The organism is Kitasatospora sp. NPDC058048 (assembly GCF_042885555.1).
Lineage (GTDB): Bacteria > Actinomycetota > Actinomycetes > Streptomycetales > Streptomycetaceae > Kitasatospora > Kitasatospora lactacystinica.
This window is the reverse complement of record NZ_JBHVRT010000049.1, coordinates 54,091-76,073: the sequence shown is the minus strand read 5'-3', so window position 1 is coordinate 76,073 and position 21,983 is coordinate 54,091. Positions and strand designations below refer to the sequence as shown.

Below are 21,983 nucleotides of genomic sequence, written 5' to 3'. Positions count from 1 at the left end.
AGGGTCCTGCGACCCTGAGCCGCTATCCGGTTCTCCCGGATCTCGAACATTGCACCCCTTGAACTGGGGTGTTGCAACGATCCCTAGAACCTAAGCACACTCCCGGGGCCGCTGCTACTCCTTGCCCGACCTGCGCGAACCGCCCGCCGCACCCTCACCGGCGGGCCGGCGGACCACCGCTCCCGGTGGTCGACCACCCGGCCGTCCGCCGCACGGGCGTTCGCCGCGCGGGCGTTCGCCGGGGGCCGTCACTCCGCCTGGGCGCCGGCCTCGACCGGCGCGCCGGGGCGCTCCGTGGACCCCTGCTCGGCCGCCCCGCCCAGCCCGGGCGCCGGACGGGCCGACTCGGCGTGCACCTCGACGGTGGTCTCCACCGCGACCACCACCTGCTCGCCCGAGCGCTGCCCGGCCCGGATCGAGTCGATCCTGGCCAGCACCTTGCTGCGCAGGTCGGTCGGGGTGTCGTCGCACCCGCAGGAACGCTTGATCAGCGCCTTGATCGCCTGCTCCAGCCCGTACTGCTTCAGGCAGGGCGAGCACTCCTCGAAGTGGACGCGCAACTTTGCGCAGTCGCCCTCGGGCATCTCGTTGTCGAGGAATTCATAGAGGTGGTCGAGGACCTCGCCACACTCGGTTTCGTGCGGATCGCCGCAGCTCATGAGCCCGAGCCCTTCGCTTCCTGCCCTGCCCCGCTGCCGGCCGGGACCAGCCCGCGCTCACGGGCGTAATCCTCCAGCATGCCGCGCAGCTGACGACGGCCGCGGTGCAGCCGGGACATCACCGTACCGATGGGAGTACCCATGATGTCCGCGATCTCCTTGTACGCAAAGCCTTCTACGTCCGCGAGATAGACGGCGATCCGGAATTCCTCCGGGATGGCCTGGAGCGCGTCCTTCACATCACTGTCGGGAAGGTGGTCGAGCGCCTGGGTCTCGGCCGAGCGCAGACCGGTCGACATGTGCGACTCGGCCCGGGCCAGCTGCCAGTCCTCGATCTCCTCCGCCGCGGTGCGCTGGGGCTCCCGCTGCTTCTTGCGGTACGAGTTGATGAACGTGTTGGTGAGGATGCGGTACAGCCAGGCCTTGAGGTTCGTGCCCTCGCGGAACTGGTGGAAGGACGCGTACGCCTTGGCGAACGCCTCCTGGAGCAGGTCCTCCGCGTCGGCCGGGTTGCGCGTCATGCGCAGCGCCGCCGAGTACATCGGATCCAGGTAGCCCAGGGCGTCGCGCTCGAAGCGCTCCCGCCGGGCCTCCTCGCTCTCCTCCGCCGACACCCGGTAGGTGTCCTCACCGATCGCCTCGGCCAGCTCCTCACCGGTGAGCGCCTCGCCCGCGGGCAGGGCGTCGCCCGGGCCACGGCCCGGATCGGCCTCGTGCTCGGTCCCGACGACCGGACCCACCTCCTCGGCATGACGGGCACGGCCCACGGCGGGCCGCCCAGAAATGGAGGATATCGGGCTGACGGGCTTCTCGCCCGCGTCGAGCCACTCCGACCACGAGGGGGCGAACGCCGTGGTGGCCTCGCGCTCCTCAGGCCGCTCGGGGCACGCGATCGAACCCATCTGCCCTGCCTCTCACACCGGTGACTCGTGCTGACGGACACGACAACCACACCGGCCCCGGCCGCATTCCCGCCCCCGGGCACCATTAACTCGCACGAGTGATCGAGCGGAAACTCCCCGCTCACGGCCTCACAGCAGCCGCAGCACCCAGTCCCCCACCGACGAGCAGATCAGGTCCAGCACCTCGTCCTGCCCCACCGGCGCCCGCTTGGGCACCTCGAAGCCGTGGCTGCCGTACGGCACCGCCACCAGCTCGTGCCCCGCCGGGAGCTCCGGGAACTCCGCCGGCCCGCCGAACGGGTCCGCCGCGCTCTGCACCACCAGCGTCGGCAGAGCGGACTCCAGCAGCTCCCCGGCCCGGCTCTTCTCCGGCTTGCCCGGCGGGTGCAGCGGGAACGCCAGGGCCACCACCCCGACCGCCCCGGTCGCCGCGCCCGTACGGCAGGCCACCCGCGCCCCGGCGCTGCGACCGCCCACCACCAGCGGCAGGCCCTGCCCGGCCAGCCGCTCCGCCACCGGCCGCCAGCCGAGGTCCAGCGTTCTGGGCGCCGGGCCGAGCCTGCGGCCCGCCACCCGCCAGGGCTGCTCGACCAGCGCCACGGTGATCCCCCGGGCCGGCAGCTTCCCGGCCAGCGCCACCAGGTCCCGGGCCTCGATCCCGCCGCCCGCGCCGTGGCCGAGCGCCAGCACGGCCACGGGCCGCTCGGCGCGGTGGTAGCTGATCCGGGCCTCCCCGGCCTCGGTGGGTACCAGTTCGGTGGTGCTCATCGCAGTGACTCCAGGAAGGTTCAGAACAGGGTGGTCTCGTACTCGACCTCGGTCCACGGCTCCTTGAGCTCCGGACCGTTGTTGCGGATGCTGCCGACCGCCGGCGACACCGGGGTGGCCAGCAGCGCGCCCGGCGGCGGGGGTACCAGCAGCCGGCGCAGCCCGTCCGGGTCGGTCGACCGCGGGTCCAGCCACGCGTCCCAGTCCCCCGGGTCCAGGAACAGCGGCATCCGCTCGTGGATCGGCGCCAGCGACTCCTCGGCGTCCGTGGTGACGATCGTGAAGGTCACCAGCCAGGCCTCCGGGTGCCCGGGCGGCACCGCCCGGTTGCGCCAGAACTCGTACAGCCCGGCCAGCGCCAGCGGGGTGCCGTCGGCCCGGGAGACGAAGTACGGCTTCTTGCGCGCCTTTCCGCGCTCCCCCGGCACCGTCTGCCACTCGTAGTAGCCGTCCACCGGCAGGATGCACCGGCGCGCGGCGAAGGCCTGCCGGTACGAGGGCTTCTCGTGCACCGTGTCCGACCGGGCGTTGATCATCTTCACCGCCGTCTCGGCGGAGTTCGACCACTGCGGCACCAGCCCCCAGCGCAGCACCCGCAGCTGCCGCACCGGCCGCGGCCGCTCCCCGCCCAGCCGCTCCAGCACCACGAAGGCGCTGTTGGTCGGCGCGACGTTCCAGTTCGGGTCCAGGGTCTCCGCGGGATCCCAGTGCTCGACGTCGAACAGCTCGACGACGTCCTCGGGCTTGCTGCTGGCTGCGAACCGACCGCACATGCGGGCCAGCTTGCCATGCCACCGGTCCTCAGGACTTGTTCATCCCCGGACCAGAACCACCCGCCGCCTCCCGCCCGTCCCCGCATGGGAGGCTGCCCCGAACGGCCCAACGCGACGGCCCACTGCGGCGGACAGAGGCGGAGAGACACCGATGAACGCGAACGACCGGACCCTCGGCGACCTGTGGAACCAGGTGACCGGCACCCAGACCGCCCCACCCGGCTGGCTGGTCCTGGCGACCTGCGCCGCCGCCCTGCTCACCGTCCTGGCCCGCCCGCTCTGGCACGTCGCCCGCAACGCCGTGACCATCGCCCACGAGGGCGGCCACGGCCTGATCGCCGTGGTCACCCGCCGCAAGCTGGCCGGCATCCGGCTGCACTCGGACACCTCCGGGCTCACCCTCTCCTACGGCCGCCCCACCGGCCCCGGCATGGTCCTCACCGCCGCCGCCGGCTACACCGCCCCCGCGCTGCTCGGCCTCGGCTGCGCCGCCCTGCTCGCCGCCGACCGGATCACCCTGCTGCTCTGGCTGGCGATCGTGCTGCTGCTCGCCCTGCTGCTGCGCATCCGCAACGCCTTCGGCTTCCTCAGCGTGCTGGTCGCCGGCGGCGCCTTCTTCCTGGTCTCGTGGTTCGGCAGCGCCGAGGTCCAGGCCGGCTTCGCCTACCTCGGCTGCTGGTTCCTGCTCTTCGGCGCCGTCCGCCCCGTCCTGGAGCTCCAGCACCAGCGCCGGATCGGCTGGGCCCGCGACTCCGACGCCGACCAGCTCGCCCGGCTCACCCACGTCCCCGCCCTCGCCTGGGTCACCGTCTTCCTGCTCGTCGCCCTCGCCTGCCTCGGCCTCGGCGCCGCCTGGCTGGTCCAGCCGCTGCGGTAGCCGGCCGGGGCGTCCCGCCGCCCGACCGACGAGGGGGCTTCCTCCGCGGCCCCTAGACTTGCCCCATGACCGAGACCCTGTGGCCCGCCCCCGTCGCGACCAGCCCCGTCGACGCCACCGTCACCATCCCCGGCTCCAAGTCGGTCACCAACCGGGCCCTGGTGCTGGCGGCACTCGCCGACGGGCCGGGCTGGGTGCGGCACCCGCTGCGCAGCCGCGACTCCCAGCTGATGGCCGACGGCCTGCGCGCCCTCGGGGTCACCATCGAGGAGAAGGTCAACAACGACTCCGGCGGCACCGGCGGCGGCGAGGCCTGGCGGGTCATCCCCGCCCCCGCGCTGCTCGGCCCCGCCTCCGTCGACGTCGGCAACGCCGGCACGGTGATGCGCTTCCTGCCGCCGCTCGCCGTCCTCGCCGACGGCCCGGTGCACTTCGACGGCGACCCGCGCTGCTACGAGCGCCCCCAGCACGGTGTGATCAACGCCCTGCGCGCGCTCGGCGCCCGGATCGAGGACGGCGGCCGGGGCGCCTTCCCGCTCACCGTGCACGGCACCGGCTCGCTGGACGGCGGCCCGGTCGAGCTGGACGCCTCCTCCTCGTCCCAGTTCGTCTCCGCCCTGCTGCTCTCCGGGGCCCGCTACAACCACGGCATCGAGGTCCGCCACGTCGGCGGCCCGGTCCCGTCGCTGCCGCACATCCGGATGACCGTGGAGATGCTGCGGCTGGCCGGCGCCCAGGTCGACGCCCCCGAGGACGGCGGCGAGAAGGACGTCTGGCGGGTCACCCCCGGCGCCCTGCTCGGCCGCGACCTGGTGGTCGAGCCGGACCTCTCCAACGCCGCGCCGTTCTTCGCCGCCGCCCTGGTCACCGGCGGCCGGGTCACCGTGCGGGACTGGCCCAGGCACACCACCCAGCCCGGGGACCAGCTGCGCGAGATCTACACCCGGATGGGCGGCGCCTGCGAGTTCACCGACGAGGGCCTGCAGTTCACCGGCACCGGCCGGATCCACGGCATCGAGGCCGACCTGCACGACGTCGGCGAGCTCACCCCGGTGATCGCCGCCGTCGCCGCGCTGGCCGACTCCGAGTCCCACCTGTACGGCATCTCCCACCTGCGCCTGCACGAGACCGACCGGCTCGCCGCGCTCGCCAAGGAGATCAACGACCTGGGCGGCGACGTCACCGAGACCGAGGACGGCCTGCGGATCCGCCCGCGCCCGCTGCACAGCGGCATCTTCCACACCTACGAGGACCACCGCCTCGCCACCGCCGCCGCCGTGCTCGGCCTCGCCGTGCCCGGCGTCGAGGTCGAGAACGTCGCCACCACCGCCAAGACCCTGCCCGACTTCCCCGGGATGTGGTCCGAGCTGCTCGGCGAAGCGGCGGCGGGCGCCTGAGCGGAGACTGAGCACATGCGCCGCTACGGCAAGGACGCCGACGAGGACGACATCCGCAACCGCCCCGCCCGCCGGGGCTCCCGGCCGCGGACCCGGATCCGGCCCAAGCACGAGGACGCCGCCGAGGCGATGGTGCTGACCGTCGACCGCGGTCGGATCACCTGCCTGGTCGACCTGGGAACGAAGCAGGAACGCGAGGTCGTCGCCATGAAGGCCCGCGAGCTGGGCCGCAAGGGCGTCGTCGTCGGCGACGTGGTCAACCTGGTCGGCGACCTCACCGGGGAGGCCGACACCCTCGCCCGGATCGTCCGGGTCGAGGAGCGCACCTCGGTGCTGCGGCGCACCGCGGACGACGACGACCCGTACGAGCGGATCGTGGTCGCCAACGCCGAGCAGCTGGCCATCGTCACCGCCCTGGCCGATCCGGAGCCGCGCCCCCGGCTGATCGACCGCTGCCTGGTGGCGGCGTACGACGCGGGCATGGAGCCGCTGCTGGTGCTCACCAAGTCGGACCTCGCCCCGGCCTCGACGCTGCTGGAGACCTACGCGCCGCTGGGCATCGAGTACGTGGTCACCCGCCGCGACGAGCTGGAGACCACCGGCGCCGAGGCCGTCCGGGAGCACCTGCGCGGCCTGTCCACGGTCTTCATCGGCCACTCCGGCGTCGGCAAGACCACCCTGGTCAACGCGCTCGTCCCGGACCGCCGGCGGCAGACCGGGCACGTCAACGCCGTCACCGGCCGCGGCCGGCACACCACCGTCTCCGCGCTGGCGCTGCGCCTGCCCCCGCCGCCCGGCGCCAAGCCCGGCTCGAAGAAGGCGCTGAACCCCGGCTGGGTGATCGACACCCCCGGCTTCCGCTCGTTCGGCCTCTCGCACATCGATCCGTCCCGGGTCATCCTCGCCTTCCCCGACCTGGAGGCCGGCACCGCCGACTGCCCGCGCGCGTGCAGCCACGACGAGCCGGACTGCGCGCTGGACGCCTGGGTCGCCGAGGGCCACGCCGAGGCGGCCCGGCTCTACTCGCTGCGCCGTCTGCTGGCCAGCAAGGACGGCGAGGCCGACTGAGTCCGGCCGTCCGCGGCCCGTCGGCGGGGTTGGTGGCCCGTTCGAGGTGTCGGAGCGGGCCCACCTGGCGATCATAGGAAAGTCGGGCCGTATGCGGTCCGCCCGTCGATCGACAGGGAGGGCACGCGATGGCATGGGCCCTGGTGGTCCTGGCCGGCCTGCTGGAGACCGGCTTCGCGATCAACCTCAAGCTCAGCGAGGGCTTCACCAAGCTCTGGCCCACCATCAGCTTCTGCGTGTTCGCCCTCGGCAGCTTCGGCCTGCTCACCCTCTCGCTGAAGACCCTTCCGGTCGGCCCCGCCTACGCGGTGTGGACGGGCATCGGCGCGGCCGGCACCGCGATCTACGGCATGCTCTTCCTCGGCGAGAGCACCTCGGTGCTCAAGCTGGTCTCGATCTCGCTGGTGATCGCCGGTGTCATCGGCCTCCAGCTCAGCGGCACGAGCCACTGAGCGGCACGACCGGCTGAGCGACCGGGCTCGCGGAGCGACGAGCGGAGCCGGCACGGCGCGCCGGACGGCCGCGCGCGCCCGCACCCGCTCCGGGCCGCTCCGCGAGCCCGGCTGTGCCGATCGGGGGAGGCTCGCTAGGGTTTCGGGCATGGCCGATTACCACGACGACCTCCGACTCGCCCATGTCCTCGCCGACTCGGCCGACTCGGTCACCCTGGATCGCTTCCGCGCCCTCGACCTGAAGATCGAGACCAAGCCCGACCTCACCCCGGTGAGCGACGCCGACAAGGCCGCCGAGGAGCTCGTGCGCAGCGTGCTCCAGCGCGCCCGTCCGCGCGACGCCGTCCTCGGCGAGGAGTTCGGTCTCCAGGGCTCGGGCCCGCGCCGCTGGGTGATCGACCCGATCGACGGCACCAAGAACTACATCCGCGGCGTCCCGGTCTGGGCCACCCTGATCGCCCTGCTGGAGGACGGTCCGGACGGCGTCGAGCGCCCGGTGGTCGGCATCGTCTCCGCCCCCGCGCTGCAGCGCCGCTGGTGGGCGGCCAAGGGCCTGGGCGCGTTCGGCGGCCGCAGCCTGACCAAGGCCTCCCGGCTGCAGGTCTCCGGCGTCTCCCGGATCGAGGACGCGTCCTTCTCCTACTCCTCGCTCAGCGGCTGGGAGGAGCGCGGTCGCCTCGACCCGTTCCTGGACCTCACCCGCGCCTGCTGGCGCACCCGCGCGTACGGTGACTTCTGGTCCTACATGATGGTCGCCGAGGGCGCCGTCGACATCGCCGCCGAGCCCGAGCTGTCGCTGTGGGACATGGCGGCCAACTGCATCATCGTCGAGGAGGCCGGCGGCCGTTTCACCGGCCTGGACGGCGTCCCCGGCCCCGGCGGCGCCGACGCGGTCGCCTCCAACGGCCTGCTGCACGAGGAGGCCCTGCGCCGGCTGTCCGTCTGACCCCGGCCGGCCCGAACGTGGTCGCGGCCCCCCGACCAGTGGGAGCTGGTCGGGGGGCCGCCGCCGTTCCCGGTCCGGTGACTACCGCTTGCGCAGCTCCCGGACCGCCGCGTCCAGCCGCTGCCCGAAGTCGGCGTCGGCCTTGCGGAAGTTGTCGACCGCCCGCTCCACGATGTCCTCGCGGTCGGCGGAGACCTTGGCGATGAAGCCCGCCAGGTTGCCGATCAGGCGCTGCTTCTCCTCCTCGGAGAACAGCCGGTACAGGTCGCCGGCCTGCACGAAGTCGTCGTCCTCGGCGTGCGAGGGCGCGGCGTGGGTGCCGGTGGGGCCGTCGACGGCGGTCGCGGCCCACAGCGGACGGCCGGTCTGCACCGGGCCGCCGAAGCTGTTCGGCTCGTAGTTCTTCTGCCGGCCGTGGCGGCCGTCGTACAGGTGGCCGTCGCGGCTGTTGGTGCGGGCCTCGGTGGCGTGCGGACGGTTCACCGGCAGGTGGTCGGCGTTGATGCCGACCCGGTAGCGGTGGGCGTCAGCGTACGCGAACAGGCGGCCCTGGAGCATCTTGTCCGGGGACGGGCCGATGCCGGGCACGAAGTGCGCCGGGGAGAACACCGACTGCTCGACCTCGGCGAAGACGTTGTCGGGGTTGCGGTTGAGCTCCAGCTTCCCGATCTCGATCGGCGGGTAGTCGGCGTGCGGCCAGACCTTGGTCAGGTCGAAGGGGTTGAAGCGGTAGCTCGCCGCGTCGGCCGCCGGCATGATCTGGACCTGCACCGTCCAGCTGGGGAACTCGCCGCGCTCGATCGACTCGCGCAGGTCGCGCTGGTGGCTGTCCGGGTCCTCGCCGGCGAGGGTGTTGGCCTCGGCCTGGGCGAGGTTGCGGATGCCCTGGTCGGTCTTGAAGTGGTACTTGACCCAGAAGTGCTCGCCGGCCTCGTTCTGCCACTGGTAGGTGTGCGAGCCGTAGCCGTTCATGTGCCGGTACGAGGCGGGTATGCCGCGGTCGCCGAACAGCCAGGTCACCTGGTGGGTGGCCTCGGGCGACAGGCCCCAGAAGTCCCAGACGTTGTCCGCCTCCTGGGAGCCGGTGTACGGGTCGCGCTTCTGGGTGTGGATGAAGTCGGGGAACTTGAGGGCGTCCTTGATGAAGAACACCGGGGTGTTGTTGCCGACGAGGTCGTAGTTGCCCTCCTCGGTGTAGAACTTCAGCGCGAAGCCGCGCGGGTCGCGCACCGCGTCGGCCGCGCCGAGGTTGCCCGCCACCGTGGAGAAGCGCAGGAACGTCTCGGTCTGCTTGCCGACCTCGGAGAGGAACGCCGCCCGGGTCCAGGGCGTCACGTCGGCGGTCACGGTGAAGGTGCCGTACGCGCCGGCGCCGCGGGCGTGCACCACGCGCTCCGGGATCCGCTCGCGGTTGAAGTGCGCGAGCTTCTCGAACAGCAGCTGGTCCTGGATGAGCGCCGGGCCCCCGACGCCCGCCGTCTCGGTGTTCTGGTTGTCGGCGACGGGGGCACCCGCCTCCGTGGTCAGGGTCGGGCGCTGCTCGTCCTGGATCGTCATGGGAGTGCCTCCGCGGTGTCCGGTCGTGATGACACGATCCTAACTTGGACTTTGTCCAAGTCAATACTGGAACCAATCTCGGAGCTTGACCTACTCTGGATGGCATGAGCGACCTGCTGGAGAGACTGCGCGCACGGGGCTGGCGGCTGACCTCGCAACGCCGGGTCGTGGCCGAGGTCCTGGACGGCGACCACGTGCACCTCACCGCCGACGAGGTGCACGCCCGCGCGGCGGCCCGGCTGCCGGAGATCAGCCGCGCCACCGTCTACAACACGCTCGGCGAACTCGTCACCCTCGGCGAGGTCCTGGAGGTCGCCACCGACGGCCGGGCCAAGCGCTACGACCCCAACGCGCACCGCGCCCACCAGCACCTGATCTGCTCGGGCTGCGGCGCGATCCGCGACGTCCACCCGCAGGGCGACCCGCTCACCGCCCTCCCCGCCGCCGAGCGCTTCGGCTTCGCCGTCACCGCCGCCGAGGTCACCTACCGCGGCCTGTGCCCGAACTGCCGCCTCTGATGAGGGAGTTGCACTGATCAGGGAGTTGCACTGATCAGGGGGTTGCACCGACCGGCGGGACAAGCGGATCGGGGGCCGCTCGGATCGGGAGGCTACGCGCTCAACTCGGCGCTCAGCGCGCCCAGCAGCCGCCCGGCCCGTTCGGCCACCTCGGCCGGCCCGGAGTCGATCGCCCGCCGGCACCAGTTCTCCGCCTGCATCGGCTCCCCGCGGCGCAGTGCCAGCAGCGCCAGCCGCAGCGCCGCCCGGCCGTGCCCGGCGTCGGCGGCCCGGGTGTACCAGAGCATCGCCTCGGCCTCGCTGTCCTGCCGGGCCAGCAGCAGCCCCAGGTTGAACGCGGCGCTGCGGCTGCCCGCCTCGGCGGCCCGCCGGTACCAGCTCTCCGCGATCTCCAGCGCCCCGCGCTCGGCCGCCCGCACGCCCATCCGCACCTGCGCCCGGCGGTGCCCGGCGTCGGCGGCCAGCGCGTACCAGTGCTCGGCCTCGGCGTCCGCGTCCCCGCGCCGGTCCAGCAGCGAAGCCAGCCGGAACGCGCCCTCGGCCGAGCCTCCGGCCGCCGCCTGCCGGTAGCGCTGCAGCGCCCCGGCCAGGTTGCCGCGCTGCTCCTGGACGACCGCGAGCTGCAGCGCCGCCTCGCCGTGCCCCTCGGCCGCGGCGCGCGCGTACCACTCCTGGGCCTGCTGCTGCTCGCCGCGCCCGGCGTGCAGCACGCCGAGGTTGAACGCGCCGTCCACGCTGCCGGCCTCGGCCGCCTTGGAGAACCAGGGCTGGGCGCCGGACTCGTCGCCGCGCTGCAGCAGCACCACGGCCAGCGCGTTGCAGGCCTCCCGGTGCCCGGCGTACGCGGCCCGGCGGTACCACTGCTCGGCCTGCTGCTCGCGGCCGGTGCCGGCGCAGAGCAGGCCCAGGTTGAAGGCGCCGTTCTGGTCGCCCGCGTCGAGTGCGGCGCGGTACCAGCGCTCGGCCGCGGCGGCCTCGCCGCGGCTCGCGTGCAGCGCGCCCAGGGCGTTGGCGGCGTTGCCGTCCCCGGCCTCGGCGGCCTCCTGCCACCACTCGGCGGCGGCCGCCACGTCCCCGGAGTCGCGCAGCAGGAAGCCCAGCGCGCAGGCCGCACGCGGCTCCCCGTTCTGCGCGGCCTGCCGGTACCAGCGGGCCGCCTCCTCCAGCAGCGACTGGTCGGTGCGGGCGCGCTCCTCCAGCAGCACGCCCAGGCGCAGCGCGGCGCGGGCGTGGCTGCGGGCGGCGGCGGTGCGGTACCAGGTCTCGGCGGTCTCCTTGTCGCCGGCGGCCTCGCGCATCCGGGCCAGCCGGTAGGAGGCCTCCCGGTGCCCGGCGTCGGCGGAGACCTTGAACCAGCGCTCGGCGCGCACGTCCCGCCGGTGCTCCATCAGGTCGCCCAGGGCGTACGCGCCCAGCGGGTGGCCGTGGTCGGCGGCGAAGTGCAGCCAGTACTCGGCGGCCTCCTCCTCGCCCTGGTCGCGCAGTTGCAGCCCGAGCGCGTGCGCGGCCGGCGCGCTGCCGGCCACGGCGGCCTGGCGCCACCACTGGCCGGCCTCGGCGCGGTGGCCCTGCTGGTGCAGCAGCACGCCGAGGTTGTTGGCGGCGGCGCGCACCCCGGCGGCCGCGGCGGCGCGCAGGTAGGACTCGGCGTCCTCCAGTTCGCCGCGGCGCAGCAGCAGGGTGCCGAGCCGGCAGGCGGCGTCCGGGTCGCCGCCGTCGGCGGCCTGCCGGTGGCGGGCCTCCAGCGCGGCGGACTCACGGGCGGCGAGGGCGGTCTCGAAGCTGGTCGAGTCGAGGCCGGCCGGGTCGAGCGCGGCGCCGGCGGCCGGCTCCCCGCCGGGCTGCTCGCCGTACGCGCCGACGGCGGCGGCGAACTGACGGGTCGACACGTGGACCAGGCTGTCGGGCCCGTAGCCGGGGGCCGGGGAACGCTCGGACAGTCCGCTGGTGCGCTGGGCGGGCAGGGCTCCGGGGTGGGCGGCGGTGCTCTCGGGGCTCTCCGCCCAGGCGTCGGTGTCCGCCTCGACGGCCGCCGCGGACTTGGCGCCTGACTTGCCGATCAGCCTCATGCCGACTCCCGCTCCCCCAGAGTGTCGCGGCATCGTGCCCCGGCGTGCGACCGGGAGGACTCCCGGGGGAGGCGCCGGACCCGACGGCCGGTCAGCGGCCGTGCACCGTCCCCCATGTGTCCCATCGTCGCATCACCCAGTACCCGCGTACACCTGCCCCGGCCGAATTCCGGCGGGGCTGACCCGAAGCCGACGAAATTGCTTCGGCGCTTTGTCGATTTCCCGACACTCCAACCCCACAAACCCCGCTGCCGTCGTCCTTGGCGACGGTCGATACTACCGGAGCGGTTCCCGCCGCTTCCGGGCGAGAACGGAGCGGGAAACACCAGAGGCCCGGAGGAAGAATCCTCCGGGCCTCTGGCCTTTGTAGCGGGGACAGGATTTGAACCTGCGACCTCTGGGTTATGAGCCCAGCGAGCTACCGAGCTGCTCCACCCCGCGTCGGTGGTTAAACCATAGCACGGTCGCGGGGTGGAACGGAAAACGGTTGCCGCAGCTCAGCGGGCTACGGCTGCGGGCTGGGCGATCCGCCGCCGGTGGCACCCGGGGCGGGAGTGCCGCCCGGGGCGGGCGCCGGGCTGCCGCCGCGGGCCGCCTCGGCGGCCTTCAGCGCGTCGCCGAGCGCCTTCTGGGCGTTGCCGTAGGCCACCCAGTCGCCGTTCTTGAACGCGGTCTGGCTGTCGTTGTACGCCTTCCCCGCGTCCGAGAGCGCCTTCTGGAGCTCCGGCGAGATCGTCCCGCCCGGCGCCGGCGCGGTGGGCGTCGTCGGGTTGGTCGGGGTCGTCCCGGTGCCCGGGTTGGCCGGCACGGTCGGGGTGGTCGACGGGGGCGTCCCGCCGAACACCTTCTTCAGCGCGGCCTCCAGGGTGTCCTCGAACGCCACGTTGTCGTCCCCGTACACCGCCAGGACCTTCTGCATCGTCGGGTACTTGGCGCCGCGTCCGCGCACGTACACCGGCTCGATGTTGAGCAGTCCGCCGCCGACCGGCAGGGTCAGCAGGTTGCCGTACTCCAGCTCGGCGTCCCCACCGCTCTTCAGCGCGAAGATCTGGTTGGCCACCTCCTGGCGGGAGTTGAACTTCGACTGCACCAGGCCGGGGCCGGGGGCGCCGCTCTCGCCCGTCATCTTCAGGATGCGGATCTTCCCGTAGTCGTCCCCCGGGTCCGCGTTGACGGCCATGAAGGCCGCCAGGTTGGGCCGCTGGTTGGGCACGAAGGTGCTGGTGAGCGAGAAGCTCGCGGTGCTGGTGTCCGGCATCCGCACCGTCACGTAGTACGGCGGCTGGACCTGCTTGGTGTCGCTGGTCGGGTCGACCGGGACCTGCCAGATGTCACTGCCGTTGAAGAAGGAGTTGGCGTCGGTGACGTGGTACTGGCCGAGCAGGTCGCGCTGCACCTTGAACATGTCCTGCGGGTAGCGCAGGTGCGGCAGCAGGCCCTGCGGGATGTCCGCCTTGGGCTCGACGGTGCCGGGGAAGGCCTTCATCCAGGTCTTCAGGACCGGGTCCTTGTCGTCCCACTGGTAGAGCTTCACCTCGCCGGTGTAGGCGTCCACCGTGGCCTTGACCGAGTTGCGGATGTAGTTGACCTGGTTGGCGACGGTCAGCAGCTCACCGCGCTGGTTGGTCAGCGAGTCCTTGGTGGCGGCGCCCAGCGTCGTCTTCGAGGAGAACGGGAAGCCGTCCGAGGTGGTGTAGCCGTCCAGCACCCAGAGCACCCGGCCGTCCTGCACCACCGGGTACGGGTCGGCGTCGATCGACAGCCACGGCGCGACCTTCTCCACCCGCTCCTTGGGCGTCCGGTTGTAGATCACCTTGGCGCCGTCGGTGATCGCCCCCGCGTAGAGGATCTGCGGCTCGCTGAAGCGCACCGCGTACGCGGCCCGGGTCAGCGGGTTGTCCAGCGAGACCCCGCTGCCGCCGGAGTAGGTGTACTCGGCGTTCTGGCCGGTCTTGGGATCGGTGTAGTCGATCTCCTTGTTGGCGCCGCCGACGATCGAGTAGGTGGTGGTCTTCTCGCCGTAGTAGATCCGCTGCTGGTAGTCGCCCAGCGTGCCGGTGGCCGGCAGGCCCGACTCGGTGAACACCGGCTGGCCCTTGTCGTCGACCTGGTTGCCCTTGGCGGCCACCGCGCCGTAGCCGTGGGTGTACTTGAAGTGGTCGTTGATCCAGTTGCGCTGCACGCCGTTGAGGTCGAGCTCGCGCAGGCCGATCACGCTGTCCTGCTTGCCCTGCCCGGTGCCGTAGCGGTCCACGTCCAGCGTGTTCGGGAAGGCGTAGTAGTTGCGCTGCTGCTCCAGCGACTGGAACGTCGGCGAGACCACGTTCGGGTCCAGCAGCCGGATGTCCGCGACGGTCTGCGCGTCCGGCTTGAGCGCCTCGGCGTTGGTGGTGCCCTGCGGGGTGTACTGGGTGGTCTGTGCGTCCGCGATGCCGTACGCCTGGCGGGTGGCGTCGATGTTCTTCTGGATGTACGGCGTCTCCTTGGCCTGCTCGTTCGGCTTGACCTGGAACTGCTGCACGATCGCCGGGTACAGCCCGCCGATCAGCACCGCCGACAGCACCATCAGCCCCAGGCCGATCAGGGCCGGGGCCCAGGTGCGGCGGATCGGGGTCAGGAAGAACAGCACCGCGCAGATGATCGCGACGAAGAACAGGATGGTCTTGGCCGGCAGGAACGCGTTGGCGTCCACGTAGCGCAGGCCGGTCCAGCCCGAGACCCCCTTGTACGAGCCGGTCTTCACCGCCAGCGCGTACCGGTCCAGCCAGTACGCGACGGCCTTCAGCAGCACGAACACGCCCAGCAGCACCGCCAGGTGCCCCTGCGCGCCCACGCTCGCCCGGCGGCCCGGGCCCTGCAGCCGCAGCCCGCCGTACAGGTAGTGCACCAGCGCCGAGGTCAGCAGCGAGACGATCACCGCGCTGAACGCGAAGCCCAGCACGAACTCGTAGAACGGCAGGTCGAAGGCGTAGAACGAGACGTCCATGCCGAACTGCGAGTCCTTCTCACCGAAGGAGGTCGAGTTCGTCCACATCAGCCAGGTCCGCCACTGCCCGGAGGCGGCGGCGCCGGCCACCAGGCCGATCACCAGCGAGATGCCGATCAGCGCCCAGCGCTTGAACGGCGCCAGGCCGGCCCGGTAGCGGTCCAGGCTCTGCTGCTCCACCGACATCGCCGACAGCGGCGGCCGCAGCCGGTGCGCCAGCCAGATGTTGAAGCCAACGATCACCGCCATCAGCAGCCCGAACACCGCGAACAGGCCGATCTTCGTCCACAGCTGGGTGGTGAACACCGAGGAGAAGTGGACCGACTTGAACCACAGCCAGTCCGTCCAGAAGCCCGCGAACATGACGAACAGCAGGAACAGCACCGCGAGCACGCCCAGGGTCAGCAGGGCCACCCGCGCTCGCCGGGAGGGCGGGCCTACCCTGCGCCGGAAACCCGGCTCTGAGCGTTCGGGCATCTGGAAGACCACGGTGGCACCTCGGCTGTGTCGTCTGAATGGGTCGGTCGTCAGAGAAACTTAACCAGGCTTTGGTCGAGTTCCCACCGTTAGCAGACGGTTACGACGCCGGTCCGCCCCCGGCCGTCCCGGCCGCGGCTCCCGCGGTCCTCCGGGCGGCCCCGCGGGCGGTCGTCGCGGCGGTCGTCGCGGCGCCCCCGCCGACGGCTCCCGCGGCGGACCGCCCGGCGAGCGGGCCCCGCCCGGCGTGTGAGGATTGAGTCATGTCCGACGCGTCTGATCTGAACAACTCCCCCGACGACGTCTCCAAGCTCCCGGCCGCCACCCCGCTGACCCGGGCCGCGCTGGAGATCGACGAGTACGCATCCACCCTCGGCTGGGACCTCCCGGCCCGGCTGTTCGCCCTGGTGGACAGCGCCGCCCTGCGCAAGGCCAACCCGAAGATCGCCAAGCAGCTCGGCCTCGCCGAGGGCGACGAGGCCGGCCTGACCCCGATCGAGCAGGACGAGCTGCCGGCCGGCATGGAGCTCGACAAGTTCCTCGGCACCATCGCCTGGCCCGACTCGGTGGCCGGCTGCGCCCTGGTCGTCGAGCGCATGATGCTGCCCCCGGGCGCCGAGCAGTCCCGCCCGCGGGGCGCCAGCGACGCCCAGCTCGCCGAGTGGGTGGCCAACCACCCCAAGCGCGAGGAGGTGCGGATCACCGCCGCGGTGCTGCGCGGCGGCAAGAAGGAGATCGCCCTGCGGCTGCGTTCCAAGGACGTCGCCCGCGAGGTGCTGACCGGCCCCGACCTCGTGCCGGGCCTGACCGAGGCACTGCTGGCGACCTTCGCCTGACGCCTTCCCCGCCGGCTCTCCCGGCGGCCGCCCGGCGCCTGCCGGGCGGTCGGCCGGGCCTGTGTCAGCCGGCGGAGCAGGACGGCAGCGCGGAGGTCTGCCCGGAGCGGACCTGCTCCAGCGACTTCAGCGCGCCGTCCAGCGTGTCCGCCTTGATCAGGGTCAGCCCGGACGGCACGTTCTTGGTCGCCTCGGCGCAGTTCGAGGACGGGGTGAAGAAGTACTCGGCCCCGGCGTCGCGGGCGGCGATCAGCTTCATCGAGATGCCGCCGATCGGGCCGACCTTGCCGTCGTCGTCGATGGTCCCGGTGCCGGCCACGAACTTGCCGCCGGTGAGGTCGCCGCCGGGGGTGAGCTTGTCGATGATGCCGAGCGAGAACATCAGGCCGGCGCTCGGGCCGCCCACGTCCTGCAGGCCGATGTCGATCTGGAACGGGTAGGTGTGCCGCATCCCGGTGCCGATGCCCACCACCGCGAGCTCCGCCCGCTCGGCGGAGGCGTTCGGGTCGAGGTCCTTGGCCCGGACGGTCGGGACGGTGACGTCGGTCTTCCCGCCCTGCGTGGCGGCGCCGTTCGCGTCCTTGACCCGCGGCACGACGGTGAAGACCACCGACTCGCCCGGCTTGTGCTTGGTGACGGCCGCGACCACCTGCTCGACCGAGCCGACCGGCGTGCCGTCCACCGCCACGATCTGGTCGCCCGCGTGCAGCCTGCCCTCGGCCGGGGCGCCCGCGGTGACCGACTTCACGATGAACTCGCTGCCCACCGGGATGCCCAGCTGCTTGAGCGCCGCGGTGCGCGCGCTGTCCTCGGAGGAGGCGAACTCCTCGGCGTTCTGCTTCTTGGCCTCCGCGTCCGACTGCCCCTTGGGGTAGACGTTGTCGTGCGGCACCACCAGCACGTCGTCCCGCAGCCAGCCGACCACCGCGTTGACCAGGCTGGGCTCGTACTTGGCCCCGGTGACCTGGACGGTGGTCATGTTGAGGTGACCGCTCGTCGGGTACGAGTCGTGCCCGCTGATGCTGATCACCGGCTTGCCGCCCTGGTTGCCGAGCGTGTTGTACGTCGGCCCCGGGCTCATCTCCGTGTACGGCACCTTCATCAGCACCGAGACGCAGAGCAGCGCTATGAGCAGCAGGGTGGCAGCGAGCATCGTCGCGGAGCGGCGTGGCATGCCACGACAGTACGGGACGCGCCCGAAGCGGCGCCCGCCGGGCTACCTGCCGGAGCCCTCGCCGGGGGCGGCCGCGCCCGCGGTGGTGCGCTCCATGGCGGCCATGAAACGCCGGTGCTCGGCCAGTGAGGCCGGGTCCCCGGTGGCCCGCGGCGCCCGCTGGGCCCACACCGCCCAGAGGGCGGCGATCAGGACCGCGACCACCGGAATGATCAACCAGGCGAGCGCACCCATGTCAGTACTCCCAGCTCGTCGTGTCTATGAGCAGATTAACCACTCCGGCGGACAACGCGGCCGGCGCCATCCGGGTCACGGGACGGCCGATCGGCTCACTTCCAGGGAGTATTCGGAGCGCCGTCACGGACCCGTTGGAGTGAGACCTCGGCGCGCCTGACCCGACCGACGCACGAAGTGTGCCGATCGGTTCCGTCGCACCGGTCCCGCGCTCAGCAGCCGCCGGCGCCGACCCACTCGTCCCCGCCGTCGGAGAAGACCTGGTGCTTCCAGATCGGCACCTCGTGCTTGAGGTCGTCGATCAGCCGACGGGCGGCCGCGAAGGCCTCACCGCGGTGGGCGCAGGAGACGGCGACGATCACGGCCTTGTCCGTGATCTCCAGCCGGCCCACCCGGTGGACCGCGGCGAGCGCCCGGACCGGGAAGTCGGCGGCCACCTTCTCGGCGATCCGGCGCATCTCCTGCTCGGCGGTGGGGTGGCAGCTGTACTCCAGCGCGGAGACCGACTTGCCGCCGTCGTGGTCCCGGACCGTCCCGACGAAGACGGTGGTGCCGCCGGCCGCGTCGTCGCCGACCGCCTCGTACACCTCGTCCAGCGAGAGCGGGGTGTCGCGGATGGCGAGCAGGCGGATGGGGTCGTGGTTCTCGGACATGCCCCCATGATTCCCCATCCGGGACGGGACGGGGCAAGTATTTTCCGCATCACGACGCCGGAATTTCGCATCGTGAGAAGTGTGCGCCGCCAAGCGCCCGCCCCCCCGTTTACGGCAGGACGAAACCGGCCGACCGGTCAGGGCCGACCGGTCAGAACCGCCGCCGCTTGCGGGCCCGGCGCACCAGCGCCGCCGTACCCACCAGCGCCACCGTCGCCCCGGCCGCCCCCAGACTGGTCGCCGCCTCCTTGCCGCCCAGCCGGCGACCGGCCACCGCGTGCTTGCCGGACACCTGCTCCAGCAGCTCGGCCAGCACCTGCTCGTTGGTGTGCGCCGGACGCCAGCCAGCCTCGTGCAGCCGGCTCCCGGACACCACCCACGGGTACATCGTGTACGCCAGGTCCCCGGCCGGGGCCGGGGTCAGACCGAGCCGGTGCAGCCGCGCCGCCGTACCGAGCGCCAGCGAGGCCGGCAGCTCCATCCGCCGGATCCCGGACAGCCGCTCCACGTCCTCCTGCTCCAGCCAGCCGTCGCAGCCGACCGTCACCTCGCCCTCGACCAGGCCCAGCACCGCGTACTCCAGCGCCGCCGCCAGGTCGTCCACGTGGCAGAACTGCCAGCACGGGCGGGAGCCCGCCACCACCAGCAGCCGGGGCGCCTCGAAGTGCCGGGTCAGCACGGTGTCCACGCCGGGGCCCACCACCACGGCCGGGCGCAGCACCGTCACCTGGAGGCCCGGGTGGGCGCGCGGCGCCCGGCGGGCCAGCCGCTCGATCTCCAGCAGGTCCCCGACCAGCGAGGCCTCCTCGGTGGCCCGCAGCTCGGAGTCCTCCGCCAGCGGCACCTCGTTGTCGGCCAGCGCGCCGTAGACCATCGCCGAGGTGCACAGCACCACCCGGTGGACTCCGGCGGCCGCGGCCGCGGTCAGCACCGTCTGGGCGCCGCGCACGTTGTAGGCGCTGCGGGCCCGGGCGTCGGACTCCATGCCGAAGTCCATCGCCAGGTGCACCACCACGTCGACCCCGGCCAGCCGCTCGGCCACCGCCGGGTCGCGGACGTCGAGCACCCGCCACTGCACGCCCGGCACCTCCCCTCGCCGGTCGTCCACGGCGAGGACCTTCCGGACGTGCGGGGAGGCCACCAGCCGGGCGGCGACCCGCTCGCCCAGCACCCCCGCGGCGCCGGTGACCGCCACGGTCAGCGGCCGTCCGCCGTAGGCTGGAGACGGCGACGCCGTGGTGTCCGACGCGTCCTCTCCTCCGGTCAGCCCAGAGCGAACGTCCGAGGGCGGGGAACTCACCGGCCATCCTCCACGGTTAGCTTTATGTGCGTACGGACGTGTGTCACGTACGTCCATCCTGCCCGAGGCGAAGGCCCGGCGGTGCACCCGGCGCGGGCCTGCCGCGTGGGAGCCGCCCCCGAGTCCCCCACTCCGCCGCCGCCCCGGGCGCAGACTTTTCCGCCACACCCGCATGACGGCCGACCGGATCGAGGACCCCGTGAGCGACCTTCCCTTCGGATTCGGCGTTCCGCCCGAGGAGCCCGAGGACGGCAAGGCCAAGCCCGACGACGCGCAGAAGAACGAGAAGAAGGACCCGGAGCAGTCCGGCGGCGGTCCGCAGCCGTTCGGCTTCGGCGGCGGCAACCCCTTCGGCGCGATGTTCGGCATGCCCGGCGCCCCGGGCGGTGCCGGAGCCGACAACCCCTTCGCCGCGATGTTCGGCGGCATGAACCCGGGTGACCTCGGCGCCGCCTTCCAGCAGCTCGGCCAGATGCTCTCGTTCGAGGGCGGCCCGGTGAACTGGGACCTCGCCACGAACATCGCCCGCCAGACCGTGGTCGCCGAGCCCGCCGAGGGCAAGAGCAAGGACCGCTCGGTCAGCGCGGCCGAGCGCTCCGCCGTCGCCGAGGCCGTCCGCCTGGCCGACCTGTGGCTCGACGGCTCCACCGAGTTCCCCTCCGGGGCCGGCACCGCCGTCGCCTGGAGCCGCGCCGAGTGGATCGAGGCCACCCTCCCGGTCTGGAAGGACCTGGTGGACCCGGTCGCCGAGCGGGTCGGCAACGCCATGGGCGGCGTGCTGCCCGAGGAGATGCAGGCCATGGCCGGCCCGCTGATGGGCGTGATGCGCTCGATGGGCGGCGCCATGTTCGGCACCCAGATCGGCCAGGCGCTCGGCGCGCTCGCCGGCGAGGTGGTCGGCTCCTCCGACGTCGGCCTGCCGCTCGCCCCGGCCGGCAAGGCCGCGCTGCTGCCGCAGAACGTCGCCGAGTTCGGCGAGGGCCTGAGCGTGCCCGCCGACGAGGTCCGGCTCTACCTCGCCCTGCGCGAGGCCGCCCATCAGCGGCTCTTCGCCCACGTGCCGTGGCTGCGGGCCCACCTGCTGGGCGCCGTCGAGGCCTACGCGCGCGGCATCAAGGTCGACACCTCCCGGATGGAGGAGCTGGTCGGCCAGCTCGACCCGAGCAACCCGGAGGCGCTGCAGGAGGCGCTGGCCGGCGGCCTGCTCCAGCCCGAGGACACCCCGGAGCAGAAGGCCGCGCTCGCCCGCCTGGAGACCGCGCTCGCGCTGGTCGAGGGCTGGGTCGACGCCGTCGTGCACGCCGCCGCCGAGCCGCACCTGCCGCAGGCCGGCGCGCTGCGCGAGACCGTCCGCCGCCGCCGCGCGGCCGGCGGGCCCGCCGAGCAGACCTTCGCCACCCTGGTCGGCCTGGAGCTGCGTCCGCGCCGGCTGCGCGACGCCTCCCGGCTCTGGGCGCTGCTCGCCGACGCCCGCGGCATCGAGGGCCGCGACGCGCTCTGGGAGCACCCGGACATGCTGCCCACCGCCGCCGACCTGGACGACCCGGACGCCTTCGTGCACCGGGGCTCCGCCGACGACCTGGAGGGCGGCATCGACTTCGACGCCTTCGACAAGCTGCTCGGCGACGCCGCGGCCGGCAAGCCCGACCTCACCAAGAAGGACGAGCGGCCGGGGACCGACGAGGACGGCACCGACGGAAAGGGCGAGCCCACCGCATGACGGCGACCGAGACGCCCGCCACCGGGACGCCCGCCACCGGACTGCACGCGGACGCCGTCCGCGCGCTGACCGGGTGGCGGCCCACCGACGAGGACCAGGAGCAGCTGCGGCTGGACTACCTGGAGCACCTGGCCGAACAGCCCGAGGGCCTGTACCGCTCCTGCCTGCCCGCGCACATCACCGCGAGCGCGGCGGTCGTCGACCCGGCGGCCGGGCGGGTGCTGCTCACCCTGCACCCCAAGGTCGGCATGTGGCTCCAGATGGGCGGGCACTGCGAGCCCGGCGACCGCGACCTCGCCTCGGCCGCGCTGCGCGAGGCCGTCGAGGAGTCCGGCATCCCCGACCTGGTGCTGCTGGAGCGCGACGGCGCCCCGGTGCCGGCCAAGCTGGACCGGCACCTGGTCCGCTGCACCGGCAAGGACCGGCCGGAGAACACCCACCTGGACGTCCAGTACATCGCGCTGGCCCCGGCCGGCGCGCAGGCGCTGATCAGCGAGGAGTCGCTGGACCTGCGCTGGTTCGACTACGACCGGCTGCCGGAGCTCACCGACCACTCGGTGCGCGACCTGGTGGCCCGGGCACGGCAGCTGACCGGCTGAGGTGCGACATCGGAAGGG

Annotated in this window: 20 protein-coding genes and 1 tRNA gene; 9 read left to right on the top strand and 12 right to left on the bottom strand. The window is 73.1% G+C overall.

Going from position 1 to position 21,983, the window contains the following annotated elements; genetic code table 11:
* Positions 1-248: 248 nt before the first annotated feature.
* The 4 genes from rsrA to ACFVVA_RS36190 all read right to left on the bottom strand — a co-directional run bounded on the left by rsrA (position 249) and on the right by ACFVVA_RS36190 (position 3,102).
* A complete protein-coding gene (gene rsrA, locus ACFVVA_RS36205; protein WP_387694949.1) occupies positions 249-659 on the bottom strand; it encodes a mycothiol system anti-sigma-R factor in 411 nt (136 codons plus the stop codon).
* The gene (locus ACFVVA_RS36200; RefSeq protein ID WP_380354936.1) at positions 656-1,561 is read right to left on the bottom strand and encodes a sigma-70 family RNA polymerase sigma factor; all 906 of its coding nucleotides are present in this window, start codon (positions 1,559-1,561) and stop codon (positions 656-658) included. Before ACFVVA_RS36200 ends, rsrA begins: the two co-directional genes overlap by 4 nt.
* Before the next feature lie 129 nt (positions 1,562-1,690).
* On the bottom strand, positions 1,691-2,329 hold the full coding sequence (locus tag ACFVVA_RS36195; RefSeq protein ID WP_387694948.1) for an alpha/beta family hydrolase: 639 nt from the start codon (positions 2,327-2,329) through the stop codon (positions 1,691-1,693).
* 20 nt (positions 2,330-2,349) lie between these two features.
* A complete protein-coding gene (locus ACFVVA_RS36190) occupies positions 2,350-3,102 on the bottom strand; it encodes an SOS response-associated peptidase (protein WP_387694947.1) in 753 nt (250 codons plus the stop codon).
* A 151-nt stretch (positions 3,103-3,253) separates the two neighbouring features.
* Between ACFVVA_RS36190 and ACFVVA_RS36185 the strand changes: the two genes are divergently transcribed.
* The 5 genes from ACFVVA_RS36185 to hisN all read left to right on the top strand — a co-directional run bounded on the left by ACFVVA_RS36185 (position 3,254) and on the right by hisN (position 7,842).
* A complete protein-coding gene (locus tag ACFVVA_RS36185; RefSeq protein WP_387694946.1) occupies positions 3,254-3,979 on the top strand; it encodes a M50 family metallopeptidase in 726 nt (241 codons plus the stop codon).
* Between the two features lie 65 nt (positions 3,980-4,044).
* Positions 4,045-5,376 (top strand): 3-phosphoshikimate 1-carboxyvinyltransferase, encoded by a 1,332-nt coding sequence (aroA, locus tag ACFVVA_RS36180; RefSeq protein ID WP_387694945.1) that lies wholly within the window; start codon positions 4,045-4,047, stop codon positions 5,374-5,376.
* A 15-nt stretch (positions 5,377-5,391) separates the two neighbouring features.
* Positions 5,392-6,444 carry a ribosome small subunit-dependent GTPase A gene (rsgA, locus tag ACFVVA_RS36175; RefSeq protein WP_387694944.1) on the top strand — a complete coding sequence of 351 codons (1,053 nt, stop codon included), beginning with the start codon at positions 5,392-5,394 and terminating at the stop codon, positions 6,442-6,444.
* A gap of 128 nt (positions 6,445-6,572) precedes the next feature.
* A complete protein-coding gene (locus tag ACFVVA_RS36170) occupies positions 6,573-6,896 on the top strand; it encodes a DMT family transporter (RefSeq protein ID WP_380448541.1) in 324 nt (107 codons plus the stop codon).
* A gap of 148 nt (positions 6,897-7,044) precedes the next feature.
* Positions 7,045-7,842 carry a histidinol-phosphatase gene (gene hisN, locus ACFVVA_RS36165; RefSeq protein WP_380540004.1) on the top strand — a complete coding sequence of 266 codons (798 nt, stop codon included), beginning with the start codon at positions 7,045-7,047 and terminating at the stop codon, positions 7,840-7,842.
* An 81-nt stretch (positions 7,843-7,923) separates the two neighbouring features.
* Here the strand turns inward: hisN and ACFVVA_RS36160 are convergent, their stop codons facing one another.
* Positions 7,924-9,399, bottom strand: coding sequence for a catalase (locus ACFVVA_RS36160; protein ID WP_387694943.1), 1,476 nt, complete (start codon positions 9,397-9,399; stop codon positions 7,924-7,926).
* Positions 9,400-9,503: 104 nt separating this feature from the next.
* Between ACFVVA_RS36160 and ACFVVA_RS36155 the strand changes: the two genes are divergently transcribed.
* On the top strand, positions 9,504-9,917 hold the full coding sequence (locus ACFVVA_RS36155) for a Fur family transcriptional regulator (protein WP_387694942.1): 414 nt from the start codon (positions 9,504-9,506) through the stop codon (positions 9,915-9,917).
* Positions 9,918-10,009: 92 nt separating this feature from the next.
* Here ACFVVA_RS36155 and ACFVVA_RS36150 read toward each other — a convergent pair whose 3' ends face one another.
* From ACFVVA_RS36150 to ACFVVA_RS36140, 3 genes are all read right to left on the bottom strand, one after another.
* Positions 10,010-11,986, bottom strand: a complete 1,977-nt coding sequence (locus ACFVVA_RS36150) for a tetratricopeptide repeat protein (protein ID WP_387694941.1) — start codon at positions 11,984-11,986, stop codon at positions 10,010-10,012.
* 367 nt (positions 11,987-12,353) lie between these two features.
* Positions 12,354-12,427: transfer RNA gene (locus tag ACFVVA_RS36145), tRNA-Met, on the bottom strand.
* Positions 12,428-12,491: 64 nt separating this feature from the next.
* Positions 12,492-15,449 (bottom strand): UPF0182 family protein, encoded by a 2,958-nt coding sequence (locus ACFVVA_RS36140; protein WP_387694939.1) that lies wholly within the window; start codon positions 15,447-15,449, stop codon positions 12,492-12,494.
* A 263-nt stretch (positions 15,450-15,712) separates the two neighbouring features.
* Between ACFVVA_RS36140 and ACFVVA_RS36135 the strand changes: the two genes are divergently transcribed.
* Complete coding sequence (locus tag ACFVVA_RS36135; RefSeq protein ID WP_359908408.1) at positions 15,713-16,285, top strand: PPA1309 family protein; 573 nt, start codon at positions 15,713-15,715, stop codon at positions 16,283-16,285.
* A 64-nt stretch (positions 16,286-16,349) separates the two neighbouring features.
* Here the strand turns inward: ACFVVA_RS36135 and ACFVVA_RS36130 are convergent, their stop codons facing one another.
* The 4 genes from ACFVVA_RS36130 to ACFVVA_RS36115 all read right to left on the bottom strand — a co-directional run bounded on the left by ACFVVA_RS36130 (position 16,350) and on the right by ACFVVA_RS36115 (position 19,646).
* A complete protein-coding gene (locus ACFVVA_RS36130; protein WP_359908403.1) occupies positions 16,350-17,459 on the bottom strand; it encodes a PDZ domain-containing protein in 1,110 nt (369 codons plus the stop codon).
* 42 nt (positions 17,460-17,501) lie between these two features.
* Positions 17,502-17,693, bottom strand: coding sequence for a hypothetical protein (locus ACFVVA_RS36125; RefSeq protein WP_387694938.1), 192 nt, complete (start codon positions 17,691-17,693; stop codon positions 17,502-17,504).
* A gap of 212 nt (positions 17,694-17,905) precedes the next feature.
* A complete protein-coding gene (locus ACFVVA_RS36120; protein WP_387694937.1) occupies positions 17,906-18,346 on the bottom strand; it encodes a molybdenum cofactor biosynthesis protein MoaE in 441 nt (146 codons plus the stop codon).
* 151 nt (positions 18,347-18,497) lie between these two features.
* On the bottom strand, positions 18,498-19,646 hold the full coding sequence (locus tag ACFVVA_RS36115) for an NAD-dependent epimerase/dehydratase family protein (RefSeq protein WP_387694936.1): 1,149 nt from the start codon (positions 19,644-19,646) through the stop codon (positions 18,498-18,500).
* Positions 19,647-19,845: 199 nt separating this feature from the next.
* On the opposite strand from ACFVVA_RS36115, the gene ACFVVA_RS36110 reads away from it, so the two are divergent.
* Together ACFVVA_RS36110 and ACFVVA_RS36105 are read left to right on the top strand one after the other, a co-directional pair.
* A complete protein-coding gene (locus ACFVVA_RS36110; protein WP_387694935.1) occupies positions 19,846-21,366 on the top strand; it encodes a zinc-dependent metalloprotease in 1,521 nt (506 codons plus the stop codon).
* Positions 21,363-21,965, top strand: coding sequence for an NUDIX hydrolase (locus tag ACFVVA_RS36105; protein ID WP_387694934.1), 603 nt, complete (start codon positions 21,363-21,365; stop codon positions 21,963-21,965). The genes ACFVVA_RS36110 and ACFVVA_RS36105 overlap by 4 nt, the downstream gene beginning before the upstream one ends.
* The last annotated feature ends 18 nt before the right edge of the window (positions 21,966-21,983 follow it).